The organism is Microbacterium sp. EF45047 (genome assembly GCF_028472845.1).
GTDB lineage: Bacteria > Actinomycetota > Actinomycetes > Actinomycetales > Microbacteriaceae > Microbacterium > Microbacterium neungamense.
In genome coordinates this window covers 1,074,677-1,094,246 of sequence record NZ_CP069429.1, presented here as the reverse complement: position 1 = coordinate 1,094,246, position 19,570 = coordinate 1,074,677, and the positions used below count along the sequence as shown (strand labels likewise).

The following is a 19,570-nucleotide window of genomic DNA, read 5'->3' as shown; positions in this document are numbered from 1 at the left end:
GCGTCCGCGCTCAGCGCGCCGCCCTGGCCTTCTCCAGGGCGTCCAGGAAGGAGGACGACCACGCGGCGACGTCGTGCTCGAGCACCCGCTTGCGCAGCGCCCGCATCCGTCTCCCCTGCTCCCCCGGGGTCATCTCGATCGCCGTGATGATGGCGTCCTTGAGTCCTTCGATGTCGTGCGGGTTGACCCGCACCGCCTGCCGCAGCTCGTCCGCCGCGCCGGTGAACTCGCTGAGCACGAGCACGCCGCGGTTGTCGGCGCGGGTGGCGACGTACTCCTTCGCGACGAGGTTCATGCCGTCGCGCAGCGCCGTGACCAGCATGACGTCGGCGGCGAGATAGAGCGCGACCATCTCCTCCCGCGGGAATCCCTGGTGCAGGTAGCGGATGGCGGTGTGGTCCATGGTGTCGTGGTCGCCGTTGATCCGCCCGACCGCCAGTTCGATCTCGTCGCGGAGGTGCACATAGGCATCGACGCGCTCGCGGCTGGGGCTCGCGACCTGAACCAGCGTCACCTCCTCGACCGAGACGCGCCCCTGGTCGAGGAGTTCGCCGAACGCCTTGATGCGATGCCGGATGCCCTTGGTGTAGTCGAGCCGGTCGACGCCGAGCAGGATCTTGCGCGGGTTGCCCAGGCTCTCCCGGATCTCTGCGGCGCGGGCGCGGATGTCCGGCCGCTGCGCGAGCTCGCGGTACGGGGTGGTGTCGATGGAGATCGGGAACGCCTTGACCAGCGGGGTCCGCCCGTCCGGGAGGGTGACCGAGGCGCCCTTCACCTCGTACCGCAGCCGCCGGCGCACGGCGGCGAGGAAGTTCGTGGCGTCCTGCGCGCGCTGGAACCCGATCACGTCGGCGCCGAGCAGCCCGCGCAGCACCTGGTCGCGCCAGGGCAGCTGGGCGTACAGTCCGTGCGCGGGGAACGGGATGTGGTGGAAGTAGCCGATGGTGACGTCCGGCCGCAGCGCGCGCACCATCTCCGGGACGAGCTGCAGCTGGTAGTCGTGCACCCACACCGTGCCGTGCTCGGCGACGGCGTCGGCGGCGGCCTCCGCGAACCGGCGGTTGACGGCCATGTACGCCTCCCACCACTCCCGGTGGTACTGCGGGGGCGCGATGACGTCGTGGTACAGCGGCCAGATGGTGTCGTTGGAGAAGCCCTCGTAGTACTCGGCGACCTCCTCCTCGGAGAGGGTGATCGGGATCAGCCGGATGCCGTTCGCCTCGAACGGCTCGAGCTCCAGGTCGGCCTGGCCCGGCCAGCCCACCCAGGCCCCGTCGACGGTGTGCATCATCGGCTCCAGTGCCGCGACGAGACCCCCGGGGGACGTGCGCCACAGCTCCTCGCCGTCAGGGGTCACCAGCCGATCGACGGGCAGGCGGTTGGCGACGACGACGAACTCTGCAGCGACCACGGGACTCCTTCAGCTCGTTTCCTCCAGGCTACCCGTGTCGCCGTGCACCCGCCGGACACGCCCGGGCGCAGGGCCCGGTTCACCAGCGCGGCGCGGGCGTGAGGAACCAGTTGGCGACGCCGCTGAGCAGCACGATCGCGGCTGCCGCGGCCGGCATCCACAGCGCCGCCCCGGTGCCGGCCTGCTCTGCCAGCCGGCCGGTGACGGCTGCGGAGAGGGACTGCCCGACGACGACGCCCGAGCCGAGCATGGTCATCACGGTGGCCGATCGGCCGAGCGGGCTGCGGGCGGCGCCGAAGCTGTACTGGGTCACCAGCGTCGGCCCGACCCCGACGCCCAGGACGGCGAGCGCGACGAGCATCATCGGCACGGAGGAGGCGAACGCGACGAGCAGGGTCCCGGCGGCCAGCACCGCGGCGCACACCAGCCAGCGCGCCCGCAGACTGAACCGGGCCGGCAGCCAGGCGACCCCGAGCGCGAGCACCGCCGAGCCGATGCCCATGACGCCGTACAGCAGTCCGGCCTGCTCGGAGGCGTCGCGATCGGCCATGAACGAGGTGAGCGAGGTGAGCATCGACCCGAAGAACAGGCCCACCCCGAAGATGCCCACCACCACGACGAGCAGCGCGGGCCGGAACAGTTCGGCCACCGCGGAGGGCGCGGATCCGTCCTCGTGGCGCCCGGTGGAGACCAGGCGAGCGGTGGGGTGCAGCGCGAACGCGCCGACGAAGAGGAGGGTGAGGGCGGATGCCGCGGCGAGCGGCGCCCAGGGCGCCAGGAGGGAGGCGAGCAGGCCGACCAGGAACGGGCCGAACACGAACACCGTCTCGTCCGCCGCGGACTCGTACGACATGGTGGCCGACATGGTGCGGACCCGCCGCTCCTGCGGCATCCGCTCCTGGATGATGGTGACCAGCCGGGACCGCGACAGCGGTGACACCTGCGGCGCCGTGGCGCCGATGCCGAACCCGGCGAGCAGGACGATCGGGTCGGGCGCGACGCTGTAGACGACGACGGCGAACAGGGCGAGCATGGCGGCGTTGGCGACCGCGAGCGCGGCGAGCACCCGCCGCTGGCCGAAGCGGTCGGCCGCTGCACCGAGGAGCGGCCCGATCAGGGCGGTGCCGAGGCCGACGGCGGCGGAGGTGAGACCGCCCAGCGACAGCGACTCCCGTGCCGAGACGACGACGGTGAGGACGCCGACGACGTTCATGGCGAACGGGAGGCGGGCGATGAACGCGATGAGGAAGTAGGGAAGTCCCGCCAGTCGCAGCAGGCCGGGAGAAGGGGCGATCTGTGTCATGGCTCTCGCGCGTCCGAGGACGCGGGGTCGGGTGCCGCCGCTGTCCGCCGGGGTGCCGACGGCCGGTAGATACACAGCTTGGTGGCCCGTGGGGCCGGATCGATGATATCGCGGTGTGACACCGGAATCCCTGGATCCCGGCTGGATAGGTTAGGCTCACCTTGCTCCCGACCGGTTGGAAGTGAGGCCGCGTGCTCCCCCTCTCCCCCGCCCCCGCCGTCGACCTGCTCCGCGGCGACCCGTCCGCCGTCGCCCTCTGGACGGACGACGGCCCCGCCCGCTACGACGAGCTGTCCGCCCGCGCCGCCGGCATCCGAGCCGCTCTCGGCACCACGCGGCGACTGGTGATGCTGCCGGCGCGCAACACCGCCGCCACAATCGCCGGGTACCTGGCCGCCCTGTCCGGCGGGCATCCGGTGCTGCTCGTGCCCGGCGGGGACGACGAGCCCGCCGTCCGCACCCGGGAGGCGCTCGCGGCGCGCTTCGATCCCGACGTCGAGCTGACGGAGGGCGAGGTGCGGCCGCGGCGGGACGGCTCCGCGCACGAGCTGCACGAGGACCTCGCGCTGCTGATGAGCACCTCCGGCTCGACCGGGTCTCCGAAGCTGGTGCGCATCTCCGGGGCCTCGCTGCTCGCCAACGCGGCCGCGATCGTCGACTACCTCGGCCTCACGGATGCCGACCGCGCGATCACCTCGCTGCCGATGCACTACTGCTACGGGCTGTCGGTGGTGAACAGCCACCTCCTCGCCGGCGGCGGGCTCGTGCTCACCGAGCGCTCCGTGTCGGACGAGGAGTTCTGGCGCCGAGCGGAGGAGGCGCGGATCACCGGGTTCGCCGGGGTGCCGTACTCCTTCGACCTCCTCGACGCCGTCGGCGGGCCGGATCGGCTGCCCTCGAGCATCCGCTACGTGACGCAGGCGGGCGGGCGCCTTCCCGTCGAGCGCGTGCGCGCCCTCGCCCGCGCCGGGGAGCGGCGGAGCTTCGCGTTCTTCACCATGTACGGGCAGACCGAGGCGACGGCGCGCATGTCGTACCTGCCGCCGGCGGATGCCGTGCGCGCGGCCGGCTCGATCGGGCGGGCGATCCCGGGCGGCTCCTTCCGGATCGAGATCGAGGAGGGGACGGATGCCGGCGAGCTGGTCTACTCCGGCCCGAACGTGATGCTCGGGTACGCGCAGTCGCCCGCGGATCTGGCGCTCGGCCGCACGGTCGAGGAGCTGCGCACCGGGGACCTCGCGCGCTGGCGGGAGGACGGCTACGTCGAGATCGTCGGGCGGATGAACCGGTTCGTGAAGCTGTTCGGCCTGCGGATCGATCTGGACGCCGTGCAGCGGGAGCTGGAGGACGCGGGGATCCCGGCGCGCACCGCCGCCGACGACGAGGATCTCCTGGTGTTCGTGCACAGCGAGCGCGAGGCGGATCGGGCCAGGGAGGTCGTGGCGCGCCGGGTGGGCATCCCGGCTCGCAGCGTGCAGGCCTACGCGGTGGACGCGTTCCCGGTGACCTCGTCCGGCAAACCGGACAACGCGGCACTGGTGCGCCACCACCGCACGGCGGCGGCCTCGCCGGCGCGGGCCGCGAGCGGACCGGTCACCGCGGCGCGGGTGCGCGACGTGCTCGCGGTGTGCACGGGCCGGCCCGATGCCACTGAGGCGGACGGCTTCGCCGCGCTCGGCGGCGACTCGCTCAGCTACGTGGAGGCCTCGGTGCAGCTGGAGGAGCTGCTCGGCACGCTCCCCCGCGACTGGCCGTCCCGCTCCGCCGCGGAGCTCGCCGCGGCGGCGGCCCCGGCATCCGCAGCGGCCGAGAGGCAGCCGTCCCGGCGCCGCGCGTTCCCGGCGGTGGAGACGCCGGTGCTGCTGCGGGCGCTCGCGATCGTGCTCATCGTCGGCACGCACGCCGACCTGTTCCGCGGCGACGGCTTCTCCCTGAAGGGCGGCGCGCACCTGCTGCTCGTGGTGGCCGGCTACAACGTCGCCCGCTTCGCGCTGTCCGCCGCACCGGGCGCACGTCCGGCGCGGCTGCTGGGCGCGACGGCGCAGGTGGCGGTGCCGGCGGTGCTGTGGATCGGCGCGGTCGCCCTGCTGAGCGGCAAGTACGCCCTGGCGACCGCGCTGCTGGTGAACAACGCGACCGCCGGCGGCGGCACGGAGGGGCGCTGGAGCGAGCAGTGGCAGTTCTGGTTCCTCGAGGCGATGGTGTGGAGCATGCTCGCCCTCGCCGCCCTGTTCTCGGTGCCGGCGGTGGACCGGCTGGAGCGGCGGGCGCCGTGGGCGTTCGCGGTGGGCGTGCTCGCCGCCGCCGCCGCCGTGCGGTTCGCGATGCTCGGGACGGCGCCGGCGGAGCACCTGGAACGGTACGCGCTGCCCACCGTGCTGTGGTGCCTCGCCCTCGGCTGGCTGGTCGCGCGGGCCGACGGCGTCGGCCGGCGCGTGCTGGCGACGCTCGCGTGCCTCGCCCTCGTTCCCGGGTTCTTCGGCGAGCCGCTGCGCGAGGGGATCGTCGTCCTGGGGGTGCTCGCCCTCGTCTGGCTGCCGGCGGTGCGCGTACCCGCCCCGCTGCGACCGGTGCTGACCGTCCTCGCCTCGGCCTCGCTGTTCGTGTACCTCACGCACTGGGTGGTGTACCCGCCGTTCGAGGCCTCGGCGCCGCTCCTCGGCACGCTGCTGTCGTTCGCCGTCGGGATCGCCGCGTGGCTGCTTCACCGGCGGGTCACGGATCTGGTGCGCGGGGTGCGCGCACGGGTCGCGGCGTCGCGGGCCTGAGCCCGGCGCGCTCAGGCGGGCTGCCGTTCCGTGCGCTCCGTCGGGTCAGGTATGCTCAGGCGGGCCGCGGGATAGAGCACCACGCCGCCGTCGATCCGCAACCCGACGACGTCGCCGTCCCTGGTGCCCTGCGCGCGGTGCGTGGGCACCTGCAGCCAGACTCGCGCGCTCTCGTCGCCCTCGATGTCCAGCCGCAACTCGGTACGGGCGCCGACGGCGCGGCGCGCGGTGATCGTGGCGCGGCCACCGCATCCGTCCTCCGCCACGATCTCCAGCTGATTCGGCCGGACCATCGCGACCACCTCGGCGGCACCGGCAGCACGGTCGTGGCGCACCGGCACCGTTCCCAGGGCGCACCGCACCGCACCGTCGTCCCCGCGCCGCGCCCTCAACTGCAGCGCGTCACCGAGGAAGGCGGCGGTGGCGGCGTCGGCCGGAGCGTCGAACACGGAGGCCGGTTCGCCGTGCTGCACCAGCGCGCCGTCCGCGACGACCCCGATCAGATCCCCGAAGGAGAGCGCCTCGTCCTGGTCGTGGGTGACCAGGAGCGTGGTGACGCGGGCGCGCTCGAGGATGCCGATCGTCGCCTCCCGGGTCTGCGCCCGCAGCCCGGTGTCCAGGGCGCTGAACGGCTCGTCCAGCAGCAGCACGCGGGGGGCCGGGGCGAGGGCGCGCGCGAGCGCCACCCGCTGCTGCTGCCCGCCGGACAACTCGTGCGGCATCCGGTCCGCGAACTCGGGCGCAAGGGAGGTGAGGGCCATCATCTCCCGCACCCGCTCGCGGCGAGCCGCGCCGCGCGGCAGCCCGAAGGCGATGTTGCGGGCGACGGTCAGGTGCGGGAACAGTGCCCCGTCCTGGGGCACGTAGCCGATGCCGCGGCGGTGGGCCGGCACCAGGGTGCGCTCGTCGGCGAGCACGACGCCGTCCAGCGCGATGCGCCCGGCATCCGGCCGCTCGAATCCGGCGATCAGCCGCAGCAGGGTGCTCTTGCCGCTCCCGGAGGCGCCGACCAGCGCCATCCGGGAGCCGGTGGGCACGTCGAAGCCGACGCCGGTGAGCACCCGCGCTGCGCCGAACGACTTGCCGACGTCGCTGAGCTGAAGGGTCATGCGCTCCCCCTCGAGGTCGCTTCGGAGAACATCAGGTGCACCGCGGGCACCGACAGGGCGATCAGCGTCACGGCGTACGGCGCGGCGGCGATGTAGTCGATCGCGGACGCCGCCGACCAGAACCCGGTCGCCACGGTCTCGGTGCCGGTCGGCGCGAGCAGCAGGGTCGCGGTGAGCTCGTTCGCCGCCCCCAGCGCCACGAGAGCCGCACCGCCGGCGATCGCGGGGGCCAGCAGCGGCAGGGTCACCCGCAGCCGGGCGACCAGGGGCGGCGCGCCCAGAGACCGTGCCGCTTCCTCCCAGGCCGGGGAGATCTGCGCCAACCCGGCGCGGATGGGCACGAGGCTCCGCGGCAGGAACAGGATGGCGTAGGCGACGATGACCGTGACGGCGGTCTGGTAGAACGCCGGCGCCGCCCGGAGCACCACCGCGACGAGCGCGAGGGCGACGATGATCGCCGGCAGGCTGCCGGCCAGGTAGAACGCTCCCTCGAGCACCCCGCTCGCACGGCCCCGGTGGCGGACCGCGAGCCAGGCCGCGGGGAGGGCGACCGCGGTGCACGCGGCCGCGCCGCCGAGGGCGAGGAGCACGGTCTGCCCCGCCGCCGGCAGCACCGGCAGCCAGTCCGCCGCCTCGGCACGCAGCGCCCAGCGCAGCACGGAGGACAACGGCACCAGCAGGGATGCGGCGACCACCGCGGCCAGCGCGAGCAGCGCCGGGCCGGTCCAGCCGCCGAGCCGTGCGCGGCGGGCAGGGCGGGCGGGGGCGGTGCTGGACAGTCGCACCGAGCCCCGCATCCGGAACTCGCCGCACACCAGCAGCAGGCAGAGCGCGGTGAGCACCACCCCGAGCGCGGCGGCGTTCGGGCCGCCGAAGTTCGCCCGGTAGGCGGTCATGATCGCGGTGGTGAACGTGTCGAACTCGAGGAACGCGAAGGCGCCGTACTCGGCGAGCAGGTGCAGGCCGACGACGAGACCGCCACCGAGCGCCGCCAGACGCAGCTGCGGCAGCACCACCCGCAGGAACACCCGCCACGACCCGAGCCCGAGCGACCGCGCACTCTCCTCCCGCGCCGGGTCCAGCCCGCGCAGCGCGGCGACGGCGGGCAGGTACACCAGCGGCGAATATGCGCACGCCGAGATGAGCACCGCGCCGGCGAGGCCGCCGAGGGCGGGCGCCACGGTCGCCCAGCCGTAGCTGGTCACGAACGCCGGGATCGCCAGCGGCGCGGCCAGCGCGACCGCGAAGAACCGGCGCAGCGGCAGGTCGGTCCGCTCGACCAGCCACGCCCCGCCGATGCCGACGATGAGGGTGGCCGCGACGCCCAGCACGACCAGCAGCACCGTGTTCGCGGTCAGCTCGCCGACCATCGGACGCAGCAGCAGCCGGGCGAGCGCCGGCCCACCGGTCTGCGCCGCGGAGACCAGCACATACCCGACCGGGACCAGCGCGACGGCCGCGGCGAGCGCCACGCCCGTCGCGAGCGTCCACGGGAACGCCCGTCCGGCCGGGCGCGCGGTGGCGTTCCCGGCCGGACGGGCGGGTGCGATGGTCAGAGCAGCCCCGCCTCGGTCATCAGCTCGATGACGGTCGGGCCGTTCAGCTCGGACGGGTCGATCTCCGGGGCGCCGAGCGACTCCAGCGGCGGCAGCGGCGAGCGCGCCGGGATGCCGCTGGCCACCGGGTACTCGTAGCTGTACCCCTCGCCGAGGATGGTCTGCCCCTGCTCGCCGACCAGCCAGGCCAGGAATTGCTGCGCCTGCTCCTGCCGGGTGCTGGAGGCCAGCACCCCGCCGCCGGAGATGCTCACGAACGCACCCGGGTCACCGGGAGCGAAGCGGTGCAGCGCGGTGTTGCCGCTGTTCTCCTTGGTGTCGGCCTGATCGCGGTACCAGTAGTAGTGGTAGATGATGCCCATCGGCACCTCGCCGGCGTTCACCGCCTTCATCGTGACGACGTTGTTCCGGTAGATGGTGGCGTTCTCGGCCATCCCCTCCAGCCAGGCCGCGGTGGCCTCCTCGCCCTGGGTGGCGAGGATGGCCGACACGATCGCCTGGAAGTCGGCACCCCCGGGTGCCGCACCCCACTTGCCCTTCCAGGCCGGGTCCTGCAGCTCCATGATCGAGCTCGGCAGCTCGCTCTCCGAGATGAGCTCGGGGTTGTAGACCAGGACCGTGTCCCGGGCGGCGATGCCGGTCCATGCGCCGGTCCCGGGGCGGAACTGCTCCGGCACCAGGGCCAGCGTGTCCTCGTCGACGGGGGCGAACAGCCCGGCCTCCTCGACCAGCGACATGGCCGGCGAGTTCTCGGTGAGGAACACGTCGGCGGGTGAGGCCTCGCCCTCCTGCACGAGCTGGTGGCCGAGCTCGCTGTCGTCCCCGTGGCGCAGCTTGACCTCGATGCCGGTCTGCTCGGTGAACGCCGCCGTCCACTCCTCGGTGAGCTGCTCGTGCTGGGCGTTGTAGATCACGAGCGCGTCGTCCTCACCCGCGGCGTCGTCGCCGGCTCCTCCGGCCGGCGCGCAGCCGGCGAGCGGGATCAGCAGGAGCGAGGCCGCGAGGGCGAGCGGACGCAGGCGGGTGGCGGGCATGGGCGGGTCCTCTCGGGAAGGTAAGGCTGGCCTATCCTACCGGCTGCGAGCACGGATGCCACACGCGACGCAACCCCTGGACACGGTCCCGCCCGCGCCGGATAGCGTGGGAGCATGCGCTATCTCTTCAGCACCGGCCTCTTCGGCGCGATCACCGCGGGCGCGACGCTGCTGCGCGGCTCACGCGACACCCCGATCACGTGGCGCGCCGTGCTCGCCTGGGTCAGCTGGGGCATCACGCTCGCCCTAGCGATCGGCACCGCCGTGGACATGCGCCGCGATGCGCGGGGCCTTCCGGTCGCGCCCGACTCCCCCGTGGCCGAGGCCAAGGAGAAGCGGCGCAAGAAGGAGCAGAAGGAGCGGGCGAAGGCCGAGAAGAAGCTCGCCAAGCTCCGCTGACCCCGCCGGTCTCGGACGCTGACCCCGCCGGTCCCGGACGCTGACCCCGCCGGTCCCGGACGCTGAGCCCGTCGGTCCCGGACGCTGAGCCCGTCGAAGCGTCCGTGCTCGTCACGAACGCTGAGCCCGTCACGGACGCTGAGCCCGTCGAAGCGTCCTGCCCGTCGGGCATCCGCTCACCGCGTGAGGATCAGCGCCTCGCCCTGTCCTCCGCCGCCGCAGAGACCGACCGCCGCCGTGCCCGACCCGCGCCGCGCCAGCTCGTGCGCGGCGTGCACCACGAGCCGCGCGCCGCTGGCGCCGATCGGATGCCCGATGGCGATGCCGCCGCCGTGGATGTTGACGATGTCGGCCGACAGGCCGAGCTCCTGCTCCGAGCGCGCCACGACCGCGCCGAACGCCTCGTTGATCTCCACCAGGTCGAGGTCCGCCGCGGAGATGCCCTGCTTCTGCAGCGCCCGCTCGATCGCCCGCGCCGGCTGGGCGTGCAGCGAGTTGTCCGGCCCCGCGGTCTGCCCGCTGGCGCCGACGACGGCCAGCACGGGCCAGCCCTTCTCCTCCGCGTGCTCCCGCGTGGTCACCACCACGGCGGCCGCGCCGTCGGAGATCTGCGAGGAGTTGCCGGCGGTGATCGAGCCGCCCTCCGCGAAGGCCGGACGCAGGCCGGCCAGGGTCTGCACCGTGGTCTCCGGGCGCACGCCCTCGTCCTCGGTGACGACGATCGGATCGCCCTTGCGCTGCGGCACCTCGACGGGGACGATCTCGGCGCCGAACACGCCCGCGCTCTTCGCCGCGGCGGCGCGCTGGTGGGATCGCGCCGCGACCTCGTCCTGCACCTCGCGGCTGATCTCGAAGCGGGCGTTGTGCCGCTCGGTGGAGGCGCCCATGCTCTCCCGGTCGTACGCGTCGGTGAGACCGTCGTACGCCATGTGATCGAGCACCTCGACACTGCCGTACGCCCAGCCGTCCCGGGAGCCCATCAGCAGGTGCGGGGCGCGGGTCATGGACTCCATGCCGCCTGCGACCACGGTGAGGGCGTCGCCGGTGCGGATCATGCGTGCGGCGTCGATGATCGCGGTCAGGCCGGACAGGCACACCTTGTTCACCGAGCTCGACGGCACGTCCCAGCCGATGCCGGCGCCGATGGCGGCCTGACGGGCGGCGTTCTGCCCGGATCCTGCGGCGAGGACCTGGCCCATGATCACCGCGTCGACCTCCCCCGGGTCGATGTCGGCCTGCGCGAGGGCGCCGCGGATCGCGAACGACCCGAGCTGCGGGGCGGTGAAGGCGGCGAGCCGGCCCTTCAGGCGGCCCTGCGGGGTGCGGGCGGCGGCGACGATGACGATGTCGCTCATGATGCGGTCTCCTTCAGTGCGTCGGCGACGGTGAGCGGCGGCTCGGTCGCGGCGATGACGTCCTCGACGCGGACGCCGGGCGCGGTCTCCACCAGCACGAGGCCGTCGGGGGTGACGTCGATCACAGCGAGGTCGGTGATGATCCGGTCGACCACGCCGCGTCCGGTGAGCGGCAGGGAGCACTCGTTCACGATCTTCGCCGAGCCGTCCTTGGCGACGTGCTCCATCAGCACGATCACGCGCGCGGCGCCGTGGACGAGGTCCATCGCACCGCCCGGACCCTTGACCATCTTCCCCGGGATCATCCAGTTGGCGAGGTCTCCGGCGGCGGAGACCTGCATGGCGCCGAGGATGGCGGCGTCGATCTTGCCGCCGCGGATCATCCCGAAGCTCGTCGCGGAGTCGAAGAAGGCGGCACCCGGCAGCACCGTGACCGTCTCCTTGCCGGCGTTGATGAGGTCGGGGTCGACGTCCGCCTCGGCCGGGTACGGCCCGACCCCGAGGATGCCGTTCTCGGACTGCAGCACCACGGCCACGCCCTCGGGCACGTAGTTGGGCACCAGCGTGGGCAGGCCGATCCCGAGGTTCACGTAGGAGCCGTCGGCGAGTTCCCTGGCCGCACGGGCGGCCATCTCGTTGCGGGTGAGCGGCATGTCAGGCTCCTTCCGGCATCGGGCGCGCGGCGGCCTGCTCGACCGAGACCGTGCGCCGCTCGATGCGCTTCTCGATGTCCGTGCCGACCTCGACGACCCGGTGCACGTAGATGCCGGGCAGGTGGACGCGGTCGGGGTCGATCTCCCCCGGCTCCACGAGGCGCTCGACCTGTGCGATGCAGATGCGCCCCGCCATGGCGGCGAGCGGGTTGAAGTTGCGGGCGGCCTTGTTGAAGACCAGGTTCCCGTGCCGGTCGCCGAGCGCGGCGTGCACCAGCGCGTAGTCGGTGGTGATCGCCTCCTCGAGCACGAACTCGCGCGGCTCGCCGCGGTACTCGAAGGTGCGCACGTCCTTGGCCGGAGAGACCACCGCGACGGCCCCGCCGGGGGCGTAGCGCCGCGGGAGCCCGCCCTCGGCGACCTGGGTGCCGACGCCGGTCTGTGTGAAGAACGCCGCGATCCCGGAGCCGCCGGCGCGCAGCTTCTCGGCCAGGGTGCCCTGCGGGGTCAGTTCGAGCTCGAGGTCGCCCTCGAGGAACTGGCGCTCGAACTCCTTGTTCTCACCGACGTACGACGAGGTCATCTTGCGGATGCGGCGGGAGTGCAGCAGGATGCCCAGGCCCCAGTCGTCCACGCCGCAGTTGTTGCTCACCACGCTCAGATCCGTCGTCCCCTGCGCGTGCAGGGCTTCGATGAGAGCCATCGGGTTGCCGGAGAGGCCGAAGCCGCCGACCGCCAGCGAGGCGCCGTCCGGGATGTCGGCGACGGCCTCCGCCGCCGACGGCCAGAGCTTGTCGATCACGCGTCACTCCTTCGTGTCGGGAGGACTCCAGCTTCGTCCCGCGATGCGACCGGCGGCAAGCCGGTGCTTGCCATGTGGTCGCGGTGCCGACTAGCGTCCACATCATGGAACAGCGTGCCGCCGCGAGACGCTCCGTGCCGGGCGCCCAGGCCGTCGCCCGTGCCGCGGCGCTGTTGCGCCTGGTGACCGCCGCGGCCGACGGGGTGTCGCTGCAGGAGCTCTCCCGGCGCTCGGGGCTGAGCCGCTCCACGGCGCACCGCCTGCTGACCGCGCTGCGCCTGGAGGGCCTGGTGGATCAGGACGAGGCATCCGCGCTCTGGATGCCGGGACCGGAGCTCTACCTCATGGGAAACGTGGCCGCGGCGCGCTACGACATCACCGAGCTGGCGCGCGACATCGTGCGCTCGCTGGCCGTGAAGACCGAGGAGAGCGCCTTCCTCTCCGCGCGGCGCGCGGACGAGACGGTGTGCCTGCTCCGGGAGGAGGGGTCCTTCCCGATCCGCTCCTTCGTGCTGAGCGAGGGCGTGCGCTTCCCCCTCGGCGTGGCCAGCGCAGGCCTGGCGATCCTGGCCTTCCTGCCTGACCACGATGTGGATGCCTACCTCGAGCGGCATCCGGAGCTGCCGGAGCGCTGGGGCGCCGCACACGCCGAGAAGCCGCTGCGCCGCCGGCTGCGGGAGACGAAGGAGCGCGGATACGCGGTGAACCCGGGGCTCATCGTGGCGGGCTCCTGGGGCATGGGCGCGGCGGTGTTCGATCGCGAGGGCCGGCCCGAGTGGGCGCTCAGCCTCACCTGCGTGGAGTTCCGGTTCGGCCCTGACCGCATCGGGCAGCTCGGGCGGACTCTGCTCTCGCACGCGCACCAGCTCTCCTCACGGATCGCGGGATCGCGCCGCTGAGAGCATTTACATACCGCTTGTTATATACTTGTTGGTATGAATCGCGCGGACATCCTCCCTCGCATCGTGATCGCGGCGCACGCGCTCGCGCGGATCGCCGCCCGGGATGCCGGGAACGACGCACCCTCGGCGCAGTGGCGCGTGCTCAGCCTCCTCGAGGCTTCGGCGGGCGCCCGCATCGGCGCCCTGGCGACCTCGGCGCGCACGACGCAACCGGGCATGACCCGGCTGATCGGCGAGATGGAGCGCGCCGGTCTGGTGATCCGCACCGCGGATCCGGAGGATTCGCGCGCCACGGTCGTCACCGCCACGGAGGAGGGACGCCGGGCGCTCCGGGCGTGGCGCGACGAGCTGCGGGACACGCTCGCGCCCCGGTTCGCCGACCTCTCCGAGGCGGACTGGCGGGCGCTGGAGCGGGCCGCGCAGCTGCTCGCCGAGCGCAGCGACGGAAGCACCATCGACAGGACAGGAGACGAAGGATGAGCAGCACGGGAACCGGATCGGTGTGGAGGCAGCCGTCGCAGGTGTGGGCGGTCGCGTTCGCCGACGGGCCTGGCCATGCTCGTCACCAGCTGGGTGTCCAGCCGGATCGGCGCGAAGGCGACGCTGCTGGCCGGGCTCGGTCTCATCGTCGTGTTCGCTCTGCTCTGCGCCCTGAGTGGAAGCGTCGACGCGGTGATCGGCTTCCGCGCGGGGTGGGGGCTCGGGAACGCGCTGTTCATCTCCACGGCCCTGGCCACGATCGTCGGCGCGGCAGCCGGCGGCAGCGGCGCGGCGATCGTGCTGTACGAGGCGGCGCTGGGTCTCGGCATCGCAGTCGGTCCGCTGCTGGGCGGACTGCTGGGCGAGCACAGCTGGAGGGCGCCGTTCTTCGGGGTGGTGGCGCTGATGGCGATCGCCTTCATCGCCGTGCTGCTCCTGCTGCGCACTCCGGCCGAGCGCCGCGAGCGGGTGCCGTTCTCCGCTCCGTTCCGCGCGCTGAAGCGCCCCGCGCTCGCGGTGCTCGCCGTGGCGGCGCTGTTCTACAACATCGGGTTCTTCGTTCTGCTGGCCTTCTCCCCCTTCCCCCTCGGGTTCGGGGCGATGGGCATCGGCCTCACCTTCTTCGGCTGGGGCGTGGCGCTCGCGGTGACCAGCGTGTGGGTCGCGCCCGTGCTGATGCGGCGGATGCCGCGCACAGCGATCATCCTGATCACGCTGCCGCTGCTGGCCGCCGACCTGATGGCGGCCGGGCTCGTGGTGGCCTCGCCCGCGGCGCTCGTGATCTGCATCGTGATCGGCGGCCTCCTGCTCGGCGTGATGAACACCGTGCTCACCGAGGCGGTCATGGAGGCGACCGATCTGCCCCGCGCGGTGGCGTCCTCCGCCTACTCGGCGGTGCGCTTCCTGGGCGGTGCCGTCGCGCCGCCGGTCGCGGCCGCGCTCGCGCACGCGTTCGGCGACACGGTGCCGTACCTGTTCGCCGCGGCGGCGGTGCTCCTCGCCGCGCTGACCGTGCTGCTGGGACGCCGCGTGCTCGCGCACATCGACGATCCCGCGGACGGCCCGGCGGAGGATGCCGCGGCTATCCTCGTGGGTGACGCGGCCTGAGCGGAGCCGCACGTATCGGGCGCCGCACAGACGCCGCCATCGGCATGAACGAGGAGAGATAGTGACCGCCACCCTCCCGGACCGCAGCCGCATCGTGCAGGAGCACCTGGCGGCGGCGGGCATCGACACCGAGATCGTCGTGCTGCCGGATTCGGCCCGGACGGCGCCCGAGGCCGCGCAGGCGGTCGGATGCGAGGTCGGAGCGATCGCGAACAGCCTGGTGCTCGTCGCCGACGGCAGGCCGATCCTGGTGATGACGAGCGGCGCGCACCGCGTCGACGTCGACGTCCTCGCGGCGGCGATCGCGGCGGAGTCGGTCGCGATGGCGCCGGCCGCGGTCGTGCGCGCGGCGACCGGTCAGGCGATCGGGGGCGTCGCCCCCGCCGGGCATCCGCAGCCGCTGCCGACGTATCTCGACGAGGACCTTGCGGCCTTCGACCGGATCTGGGCCGCGGGCGGCACGCCGCACACGGTCATGCCGTTGACCTTCGAGCAGCTGCGCGCGCTGACCGGCGGCACGACCGTCCGCGTGGCCTGAGCCGGACCCCCCCGCCGGGCGCGGGTCATTCGACCATGATGTCGTCGATCTCGAGATCGTCGTCCAGCAGGCAGTAGATGGTGAGGTCCGGGTACTCCTCGGGGGCGACATAGAGGAGCGTCATCCCGCCGTCGCCGAAGACGACGACGCCGTCCAGGCTGATGTCCTCCCGCAGCGCGGCGAGCGGCTCCTCGAGGTCGTCCTCGTCCTCGTCCTCGTAGGCGGCCTCGATGAGCGACTCCGCCACTTCGCGTTCGCGCGCGTCGAGAACCTCGGCGGTGAGGCGCGCGAGGGCGTGCTGGACGGTCTCCTGCATGGTGTCCATGTCGGGGAGGTCCTCCGGCTCGAGACCCTCGTCGAGGTCGTCCTCCTCGTCCTCGTCCTCGTCCTCGTCGAGCAGTTCGAAGTCGTCCTCGAATTCGTACTCCACGGTGACGCGGCGACCGCCGGGCAGTTCGACTGTCGCGGTGAGCGCGCCGTCCTCATCGGTGTCGATGTCGTCGAGTTCGATCATCAGGCCTCCTCGTCAATCGCCATGGTCTCACTCGAACCGGGATCAGGGAAGAGCCCCCGCACACGACGAAGCCCCGGACCTCCCTGTGCGTCAGGATGGGGTGAGACACCAGCACTGCTGACCTTCGCACTGCACGGGGCGAGAACGGACCAATACTGAGATGACGATGACGGTTGCTGACGTCGGCACCGATGATGGGGCTATGGCTCCTCGTGCTGACCGGCCCAAGAGGCGGACGTTCACCGCCGAGTTCAAAGCGGCGATCCTGGCCGAGTACGACGCCGCGGACCGCTCTGGGCGTGGGGAGATCCTGCGCCGGGAGGGCCTGTACACCTCCCACATCATCGAGTGGCGCAAGGCCGCGGCCGCCGGCTCGCTGTCCGGGCTGGGCAGCAAGCCGCGGGACCGGCGCGAGCGGGAGCTGCAGGCGCTACGGGCCCGGGCGGAGAAGGCCGAGGCCGAGCTGGCCAAGACCAGGGCGGCGCTGGACCTGATGGGAAAAGCACACGCGCTCTTGGAGACGCTCTCCGAGAGCGCGGACAAGCCGCCGCGGTCGCCGCGGTGATCAACCCGGCCGTCGACGGGCTGGCCGAGCACGTCGGCACCGCGGCTGCGTGCGCGCTGCTGGGTCGCTCCCGCGCCAGTCACTACCGGGCCAAGAACCCGCCACCGCCACGTCCACGGACACCGCGGCCGGCACCGGCGAACAAGCTGTCCGCCGCCGAGCGGGCCCACGTGCTGGCCGTGTTGACCAGCCAGCGGTTCGCGGACAAGTCGGTCGCCCAGGTCTGGGCCACGCTGCTGGACGAGGGCACCTACCTGTGCTCGATGTCCACGATGCACCGGATCCTGCGCGAGCACGACATGGCCGGGGAACGGCGCCGGCAGGCGAGCCACCCGCCCCGGACCCGGCCCGAGCTCGTCGCGACGGCGCCGGGGCAGGTGTGGAGTTGGGACATCACAAAGCTCAAGGGGCCGGAGCGGGGCGTGTACTACGACCTGTACGTCGTGCTCGACATCTTCTCCAGGTTCGTCGTGGGCTGGACCATCGCGGCCCGCGAGGACGCCGAGATCGCCAAGAACCTGCTCGAGCACGCCATGGGCATCCATGGCGTGCCGGAGGCGATCCACGCCGACCGCGGGACCTGATGACCTCCAAACCGGTCGCTCAGCTGCTCGTCGACCTCGGGGTGGCCAGGTCGCACTCCCGCCCGCACGTGTCGAACGACAACCCTTACAGCGAGGCGGCGTTCAAGACGCTGAAGTACGCCCCGGTCTTCCCCGAGCGCTTCGGGTCCCTGGCCGACGCCGGCGCGTTCGCCGAGCAGTTCTTCGCCTACTACAACCACGAGCACCGCCACTGCGGGATCGGGCTGCACACCCCCGCCAGCGTCCACTTCGGCACCGCCGGGCAGGTCCGCGCCCAGCGCCAGGCCACCCTGGACGCGGCCTACGCCGCCCGTCCCGAGCGCTTCGGCCACCGCCGACCCCAGGCGCCCAAGCTGCCCGAGGCCGCCTGGATCAACCAGCCCTCACAGGAGGCCCTCATACAGACCGCCTGACGGAATCTGTCTCACCCGCCTTGACACTTTCCGGCCACCGCCGTTTCGATCAGCGGGTGATGTCGTCCTCGACGTGCTCTGCCTCGTACTCGGCGAGCGCACGCATGATGCCGAATTCTGGCGTCGTGGGGAGGTTCACTTGGCCGTGGCCCACGATGTAGAGCCGGACGTCGACCTCGTTCAGCGTCTTCATGATGTGCGTGATCGTGTCGAACGTGCGGCCGAGTCGGTCGAGGCCAGCAGCGACGACCGCTGACGCCTTGCCGTCACGGACCGTGGCGAGGAGCTGGTCAAGTCCCGGCCGCGCCTTACCGACGTCGTGGAACTGCTCGATGACCTCGTAGCCGAGCTCTGCGATCAGGCGTTCGCAGGCTTCCATCTGCTCCTCGTGCGATCGGCGGTTCGGCCTCGCGCTACGGGTGTAGATCACGGCGCCCATCAGGCAACGCTCACTTCCGCGTAGTGAAGCGAGCGGGCCGCTCCGTCCTGTCGCCGCGCGCGGCGGCGCGCTGTAACTTCCTGGGAGCGAACACGGACCAGGAGCGCGAAGCTGACCGGCCCAATAATGAGGAACTTCATCGCGTTCCAGATGAAGAGGAGCACGAGGAGATTGAGCCACCCAGGGCCACCGTCCGCGATGAGGTTGGTGCAGATGCTCGCGGCGAGCAGGTAGGGCGCGGCGAGAAGCATCGCGGGGATGCCCCACTTGAATCGGCTGTAAGTCTCTGAAGTGGCTGGCCTGGGGTCGGCTGGCAGGGTGGGTGCTGGTGCTCCGTCTGGTCGTGACTCTTGAATCGCCTGGCCTCCCGCTTCGGCGGGGTGCCTTTCCCAGGATCTGTCCGGCCGGGTGGGTGCCGGCGCCGACCCTGCCCACTCCGATGGCTTGATCAGAAGCTTGCCCGACCGTTCACGGCGGTCGTGGCCCATTACAGGCCTGCCTCGAAGTGACCATTCCCGGGTCGACGCCAGCAGTGACGTCAACCCAGTGGAGAGGATCACGGTCACCATGACCATCGTCGCAAACACGTTCGCGTATGTCATCGGCGCGGACACCCATTCCAGAACACACACTCTCGCCGTGCTCGACGCGCGCACTGGCGCCAGAGTGGACACTCGGACCTTCCCGACGACGCCGGCGGGATTATCACGCGCGGTCGCGTGGATCGCTCGGCGCACCAGCGGGCTGGCCGATGTGCTCGTAACGATCGAGGGCGTCGGCTCGTATGGCGCCCGGCTCGCGAGAGCATGCCAGGACGCCGGCTACCGGGTCGTGGAGTCGTTCCCGACAGCGGCACGTGAACGTCGCGGACGAGGCAAGAGCGACGAGATCGACGCGGAACTGATCGCCCGCTCCGTGCTCGGCGTCGATGCCGACAACCTCCGTGATCCGCGTCAGGACGCGGGAGTCCGCGCGGCGCTGCGGGTGCTGATCGGCGCCCGCGACCTCATCAACCTCGAACGCACCAGGTCGATCAACGCCTTGACCGCGCTGCTTCGAACGGTCGACCTCGGCATCGACGCCCGCGCCTCGCTCACCAAGAAGCAGCTCGCGGCGATCGAGTCCTGGCGCACGCGACAGGAGGACCTCGCGACCGCGACAGCCCGCCGGGAAGCGATCCGGCTGGCCCGACGGGTTGCCGTCTGCGATGAGGACCTCGCTGCTAACCGTGACGAGATCACCGCGCTGGTCGCCGCCAGCGACGCCGCAATCCTGCTCGACGAGCCCGGGATCGGCGCGATCAACGCGGCCGTGATCATCGCCGCCTGGTCACACCCCGGCCGGGTCCGCTCCGAAGCAGCGTTCGCCGTGCTCGCCGGCGTCAGTCCCGTGCCCGCCTCGAGCGGAAACACCACCCGTCATCGCCTCAACCGAGGAGGCGACAGGCGTCTGAACAGAGCCTTATCGTCGATCGCGCTGACCCGAATGTCGCACCACCCGCCGACCCGCGCCTACGTCGAACGCCGACGAGCCGAAGGACGCACCACCAAGGAAATCCGCCGCTCACTCAAGCGATACATAGCCCGCCAGCTCTACCGCCGCCTCAGCGAGCAGAGCGGACTTGACAACACATAGAAG

General features: G+C 72.3%; 17 protein-coding genes and 2 pseudogenes. 8 read left to right on the top strand and 11 right to left on the bottom strand.

Annotation, left to right across the window (positions count from 1 at the left end; all coding sequences use genetic code 11):
- Positions 1-10 precede the first annotated feature (10 nt).
- Both JRG78_RS05210 and JRG78_RS05205 read right to left on the bottom strand, forming a co-directional pair.
- Complete coding sequence (locus JRG78_RS05210) at positions 11-1,411, bottom strand: alpha,alpha-trehalose-phosphate synthase (UDP-forming) (RefSeq protein ID WP_259607951.1); 1,401 nt, start codon at positions 1,409-1,411, stop codon at positions 11-13.
- A gap of 79 nt (positions 1,412-1,490) precedes the next feature.
- Positions 1,491-2,714 carry an MFS transporter gene (locus tag JRG78_RS05205; protein ID WP_259607950.1) on the bottom strand — a complete coding sequence of 408 codons (1,224 nt, stop codon included), beginning with the start codon at positions 2,712-2,714 and terminating at the stop codon, positions 1,491-1,493.
- A gap of 191 nt (positions 2,715-2,905) precedes the next feature.
- Between JRG78_RS05205 and JRG78_RS05200 the strand changes: the two genes are divergently transcribed.
- Entirely contained in the window at positions 2,906-5,482 is a 2,577-nt protein-coding gene (locus JRG78_RS05200) for an AMP-binding protein (protein WP_259607949.1), read from the top strand.
- Between the two features lie 11 nt (positions 5,483-5,493).
- Here JRG78_RS05200 and JRG78_RS05195 read toward each other — a convergent pair whose 3' ends face one another.
- From JRG78_RS05195 to JRG78_RS05185, 3 genes are all read right to left on the bottom strand, one after another.
- On the bottom strand, positions 5,494-6,591 hold the full coding sequence (locus JRG78_RS05195; RefSeq protein WP_259607948.1) for an ABC transporter ATP-binding protein: 1,098 nt from the start codon (positions 6,589-6,591) through the stop codon (positions 5,494-5,496).
- A complete protein-coding gene (locus tag JRG78_RS05190; protein WP_259607947.1) occupies positions 6,588-8,063 on the bottom strand; it encodes an ABC transporter permease in 1,476 nt (491 codons plus the stop codon). The genes JRG78_RS05195 and JRG78_RS05190 overlap by 4 nt, the downstream gene beginning before the upstream one ends.
- A gap of 80 nt (positions 8,064-8,143) precedes the next feature.
- Positions 8,144-9,181, bottom strand: coding sequence for an iron ABC transporter substrate-binding protein (locus tag JRG78_RS05185; RefSeq protein ID WP_259607946.1), 1,038 nt, complete (start codon positions 9,179-9,181; stop codon positions 8,144-8,146).
- 114 nt (positions 9,182-9,295) lie between these two features.
- Here JRG78_RS05185 and JRG78_RS05180 point away from each other — a divergent pair, with 114 nt between their 5' ends.
- Complete coding sequence (locus tag JRG78_RS05180; protein ID WP_259607945.1) at positions 9,296-9,580, top strand: hypothetical protein; 285 nt, start codon at positions 9,296-9,298, stop codon at positions 9,578-9,580.
- 176 nt (positions 9,581-9,756) lie between these two features.
- Here the strand turns inward: JRG78_RS05180 and JRG78_RS05175 are convergent, their stop codons facing one another.
- Genes JRG78_RS05175 through JRG78_RS05165 form a run of 3 tightly spaced genes read right to left on the bottom strand, consistent with a single transcriptional unit; the run spans position 9,757 to position 12,390 of the window.
- Entirely contained in the window at positions 9,757-10,935 is a 1,179-nt protein-coding gene (locus tag JRG78_RS05175) for an acetyl-CoA C-acetyltransferase (RefSeq protein WP_259607944.1), read from the bottom strand.
- Positions 10,932-11,588 carry a CoA transferase subunit B gene (locus JRG78_RS05170; protein WP_259607943.1) on the bottom strand — a complete coding sequence of 219 codons (657 nt, stop codon included), beginning with the start codon at positions 11,586-11,588 and terminating at the stop codon, positions 10,932-10,934. The genes JRG78_RS05175 and JRG78_RS05170 overlap by 4 nt, the downstream gene beginning before the upstream one ends.
- 1 nt (position 11,589) lies before the next feature.
- Entirely contained in the window at positions 11,590-12,390 is an 801-nt protein-coding gene (locus JRG78_RS05165) for a CoA transferase subunit A (protein ID WP_259607942.1), read from the bottom strand.
- 104 nt (positions 12,391-12,494) lie between these two features.
- Here JRG78_RS05165 and JRG78_RS05160 point away from each other — a divergent pair, with 104 nt between their 5' ends.
- The 4 genes and pseudogenes from JRG78_RS05160 (at position 12,495) to JRG78_RS05145 (ending at position 15,417) form a co-directional block, all read left to right on the top strand.
- Positions 12,495-13,289: an IclR family transcriptional regulator gene (locus JRG78_RS05160; protein ID WP_272653728.1), complete on the top strand. Its 795-nt coding sequence runs from the start codon at positions 12,495-12,497 to the stop codon at positions 13,287-13,289.
- Between the two features lie 36 nt (positions 13,290-13,325).
- Positions 13,326-13,772 (top strand): MarR family winged helix-turn-helix transcriptional regulator, encoded by a 447-nt coding sequence (locus JRG78_RS05155; protein WP_259607940.1) that lies wholly within the window; start codon positions 13,326-13,328, stop codon positions 13,770-13,772.
- Positions 13,769-14,879 (top strand): annotated as a pseudogene (locus tag JRG78_RS05150) (MFS transporter). The gene JRG78_RS05155 and the pseudogene JRG78_RS05150 overlap by 4 nt, the downstream one beginning before the upstream one ends.
- 61 nt (positions 14,880-14,940) lie before the next feature.
- Complete coding sequence (locus JRG78_RS05145; RefSeq protein ID WP_259607939.1) at positions 14,941-15,417, top strand: YbaK/EbsC family protein; 477 nt, start codon at positions 14,941-14,943, stop codon at positions 15,415-15,417.
- A gap of 25 nt (positions 15,418-15,442) precedes the next feature.
- Here the strand turns inward: JRG78_RS05145 and JRG78_RS05140 are convergent, their stop codons facing one another.
- Complete coding sequence (locus tag JRG78_RS05140) at positions 15,443-15,931, bottom strand: hypothetical protein (RefSeq protein WP_259607938.1); 489 nt, start codon at positions 15,929-15,931, stop codon at positions 15,443-15,445.
- Between the two features lie 166 nt (positions 15,932-16,097).
- On the opposite strand from JRG78_RS05140, the pseudogene JRG78_RS05135 reads away from it, so the two are divergent.
- Positions 16,098-17,493: pseudogene (locus JRG78_RS05135) on the top strand (IS3 family transposase).
- Positions 17,494-17,542: 49 nt separating this feature from the next.
- On the opposite strand, the gene JRG78_RS05130 reads toward JRG78_RS05135, so the two are convergent.
- Both JRG78_RS05130 and JRG78_RS05125 read right to left on the bottom strand, forming a co-directional pair.
- Positions 17,543-17,932 (bottom strand): recombinase family protein, encoded by a 390-nt coding sequence (locus JRG78_RS05130; RefSeq protein WP_259607937.1) that lies wholly within the window; start codon positions 17,930-17,932, stop codon positions 17,543-17,545.
- On the bottom strand, positions 17,932-18,183 hold the full coding sequence (locus tag JRG78_RS05125) for a hypothetical protein (RefSeq protein WP_336297707.1): 252 nt from the start codon (positions 18,181-18,183) through the stop codon (positions 17,932-17,934). Before JRG78_RS05125 ends, JRG78_RS05130 begins: the two co-directional genes overlap by 1 nt.
- Positions 18,184-18,499: 316 nt before the next feature.
- On the opposite strand from JRG78_RS05125, the gene JRG78_RS05120 reads away from it, so the two are divergent.
- Positions 18,500-19,567: an IS110 family transposase gene (locus JRG78_RS05120; RefSeq protein ID WP_061873125.1), complete on the top strand. Its 1,068-nt coding sequence runs from the start codon at positions 18,500-18,502 to the stop codon at positions 19,565-19,567.
- The last annotated feature ends 3 nt before the right edge of the window (positions 19,568-19,570 follow it).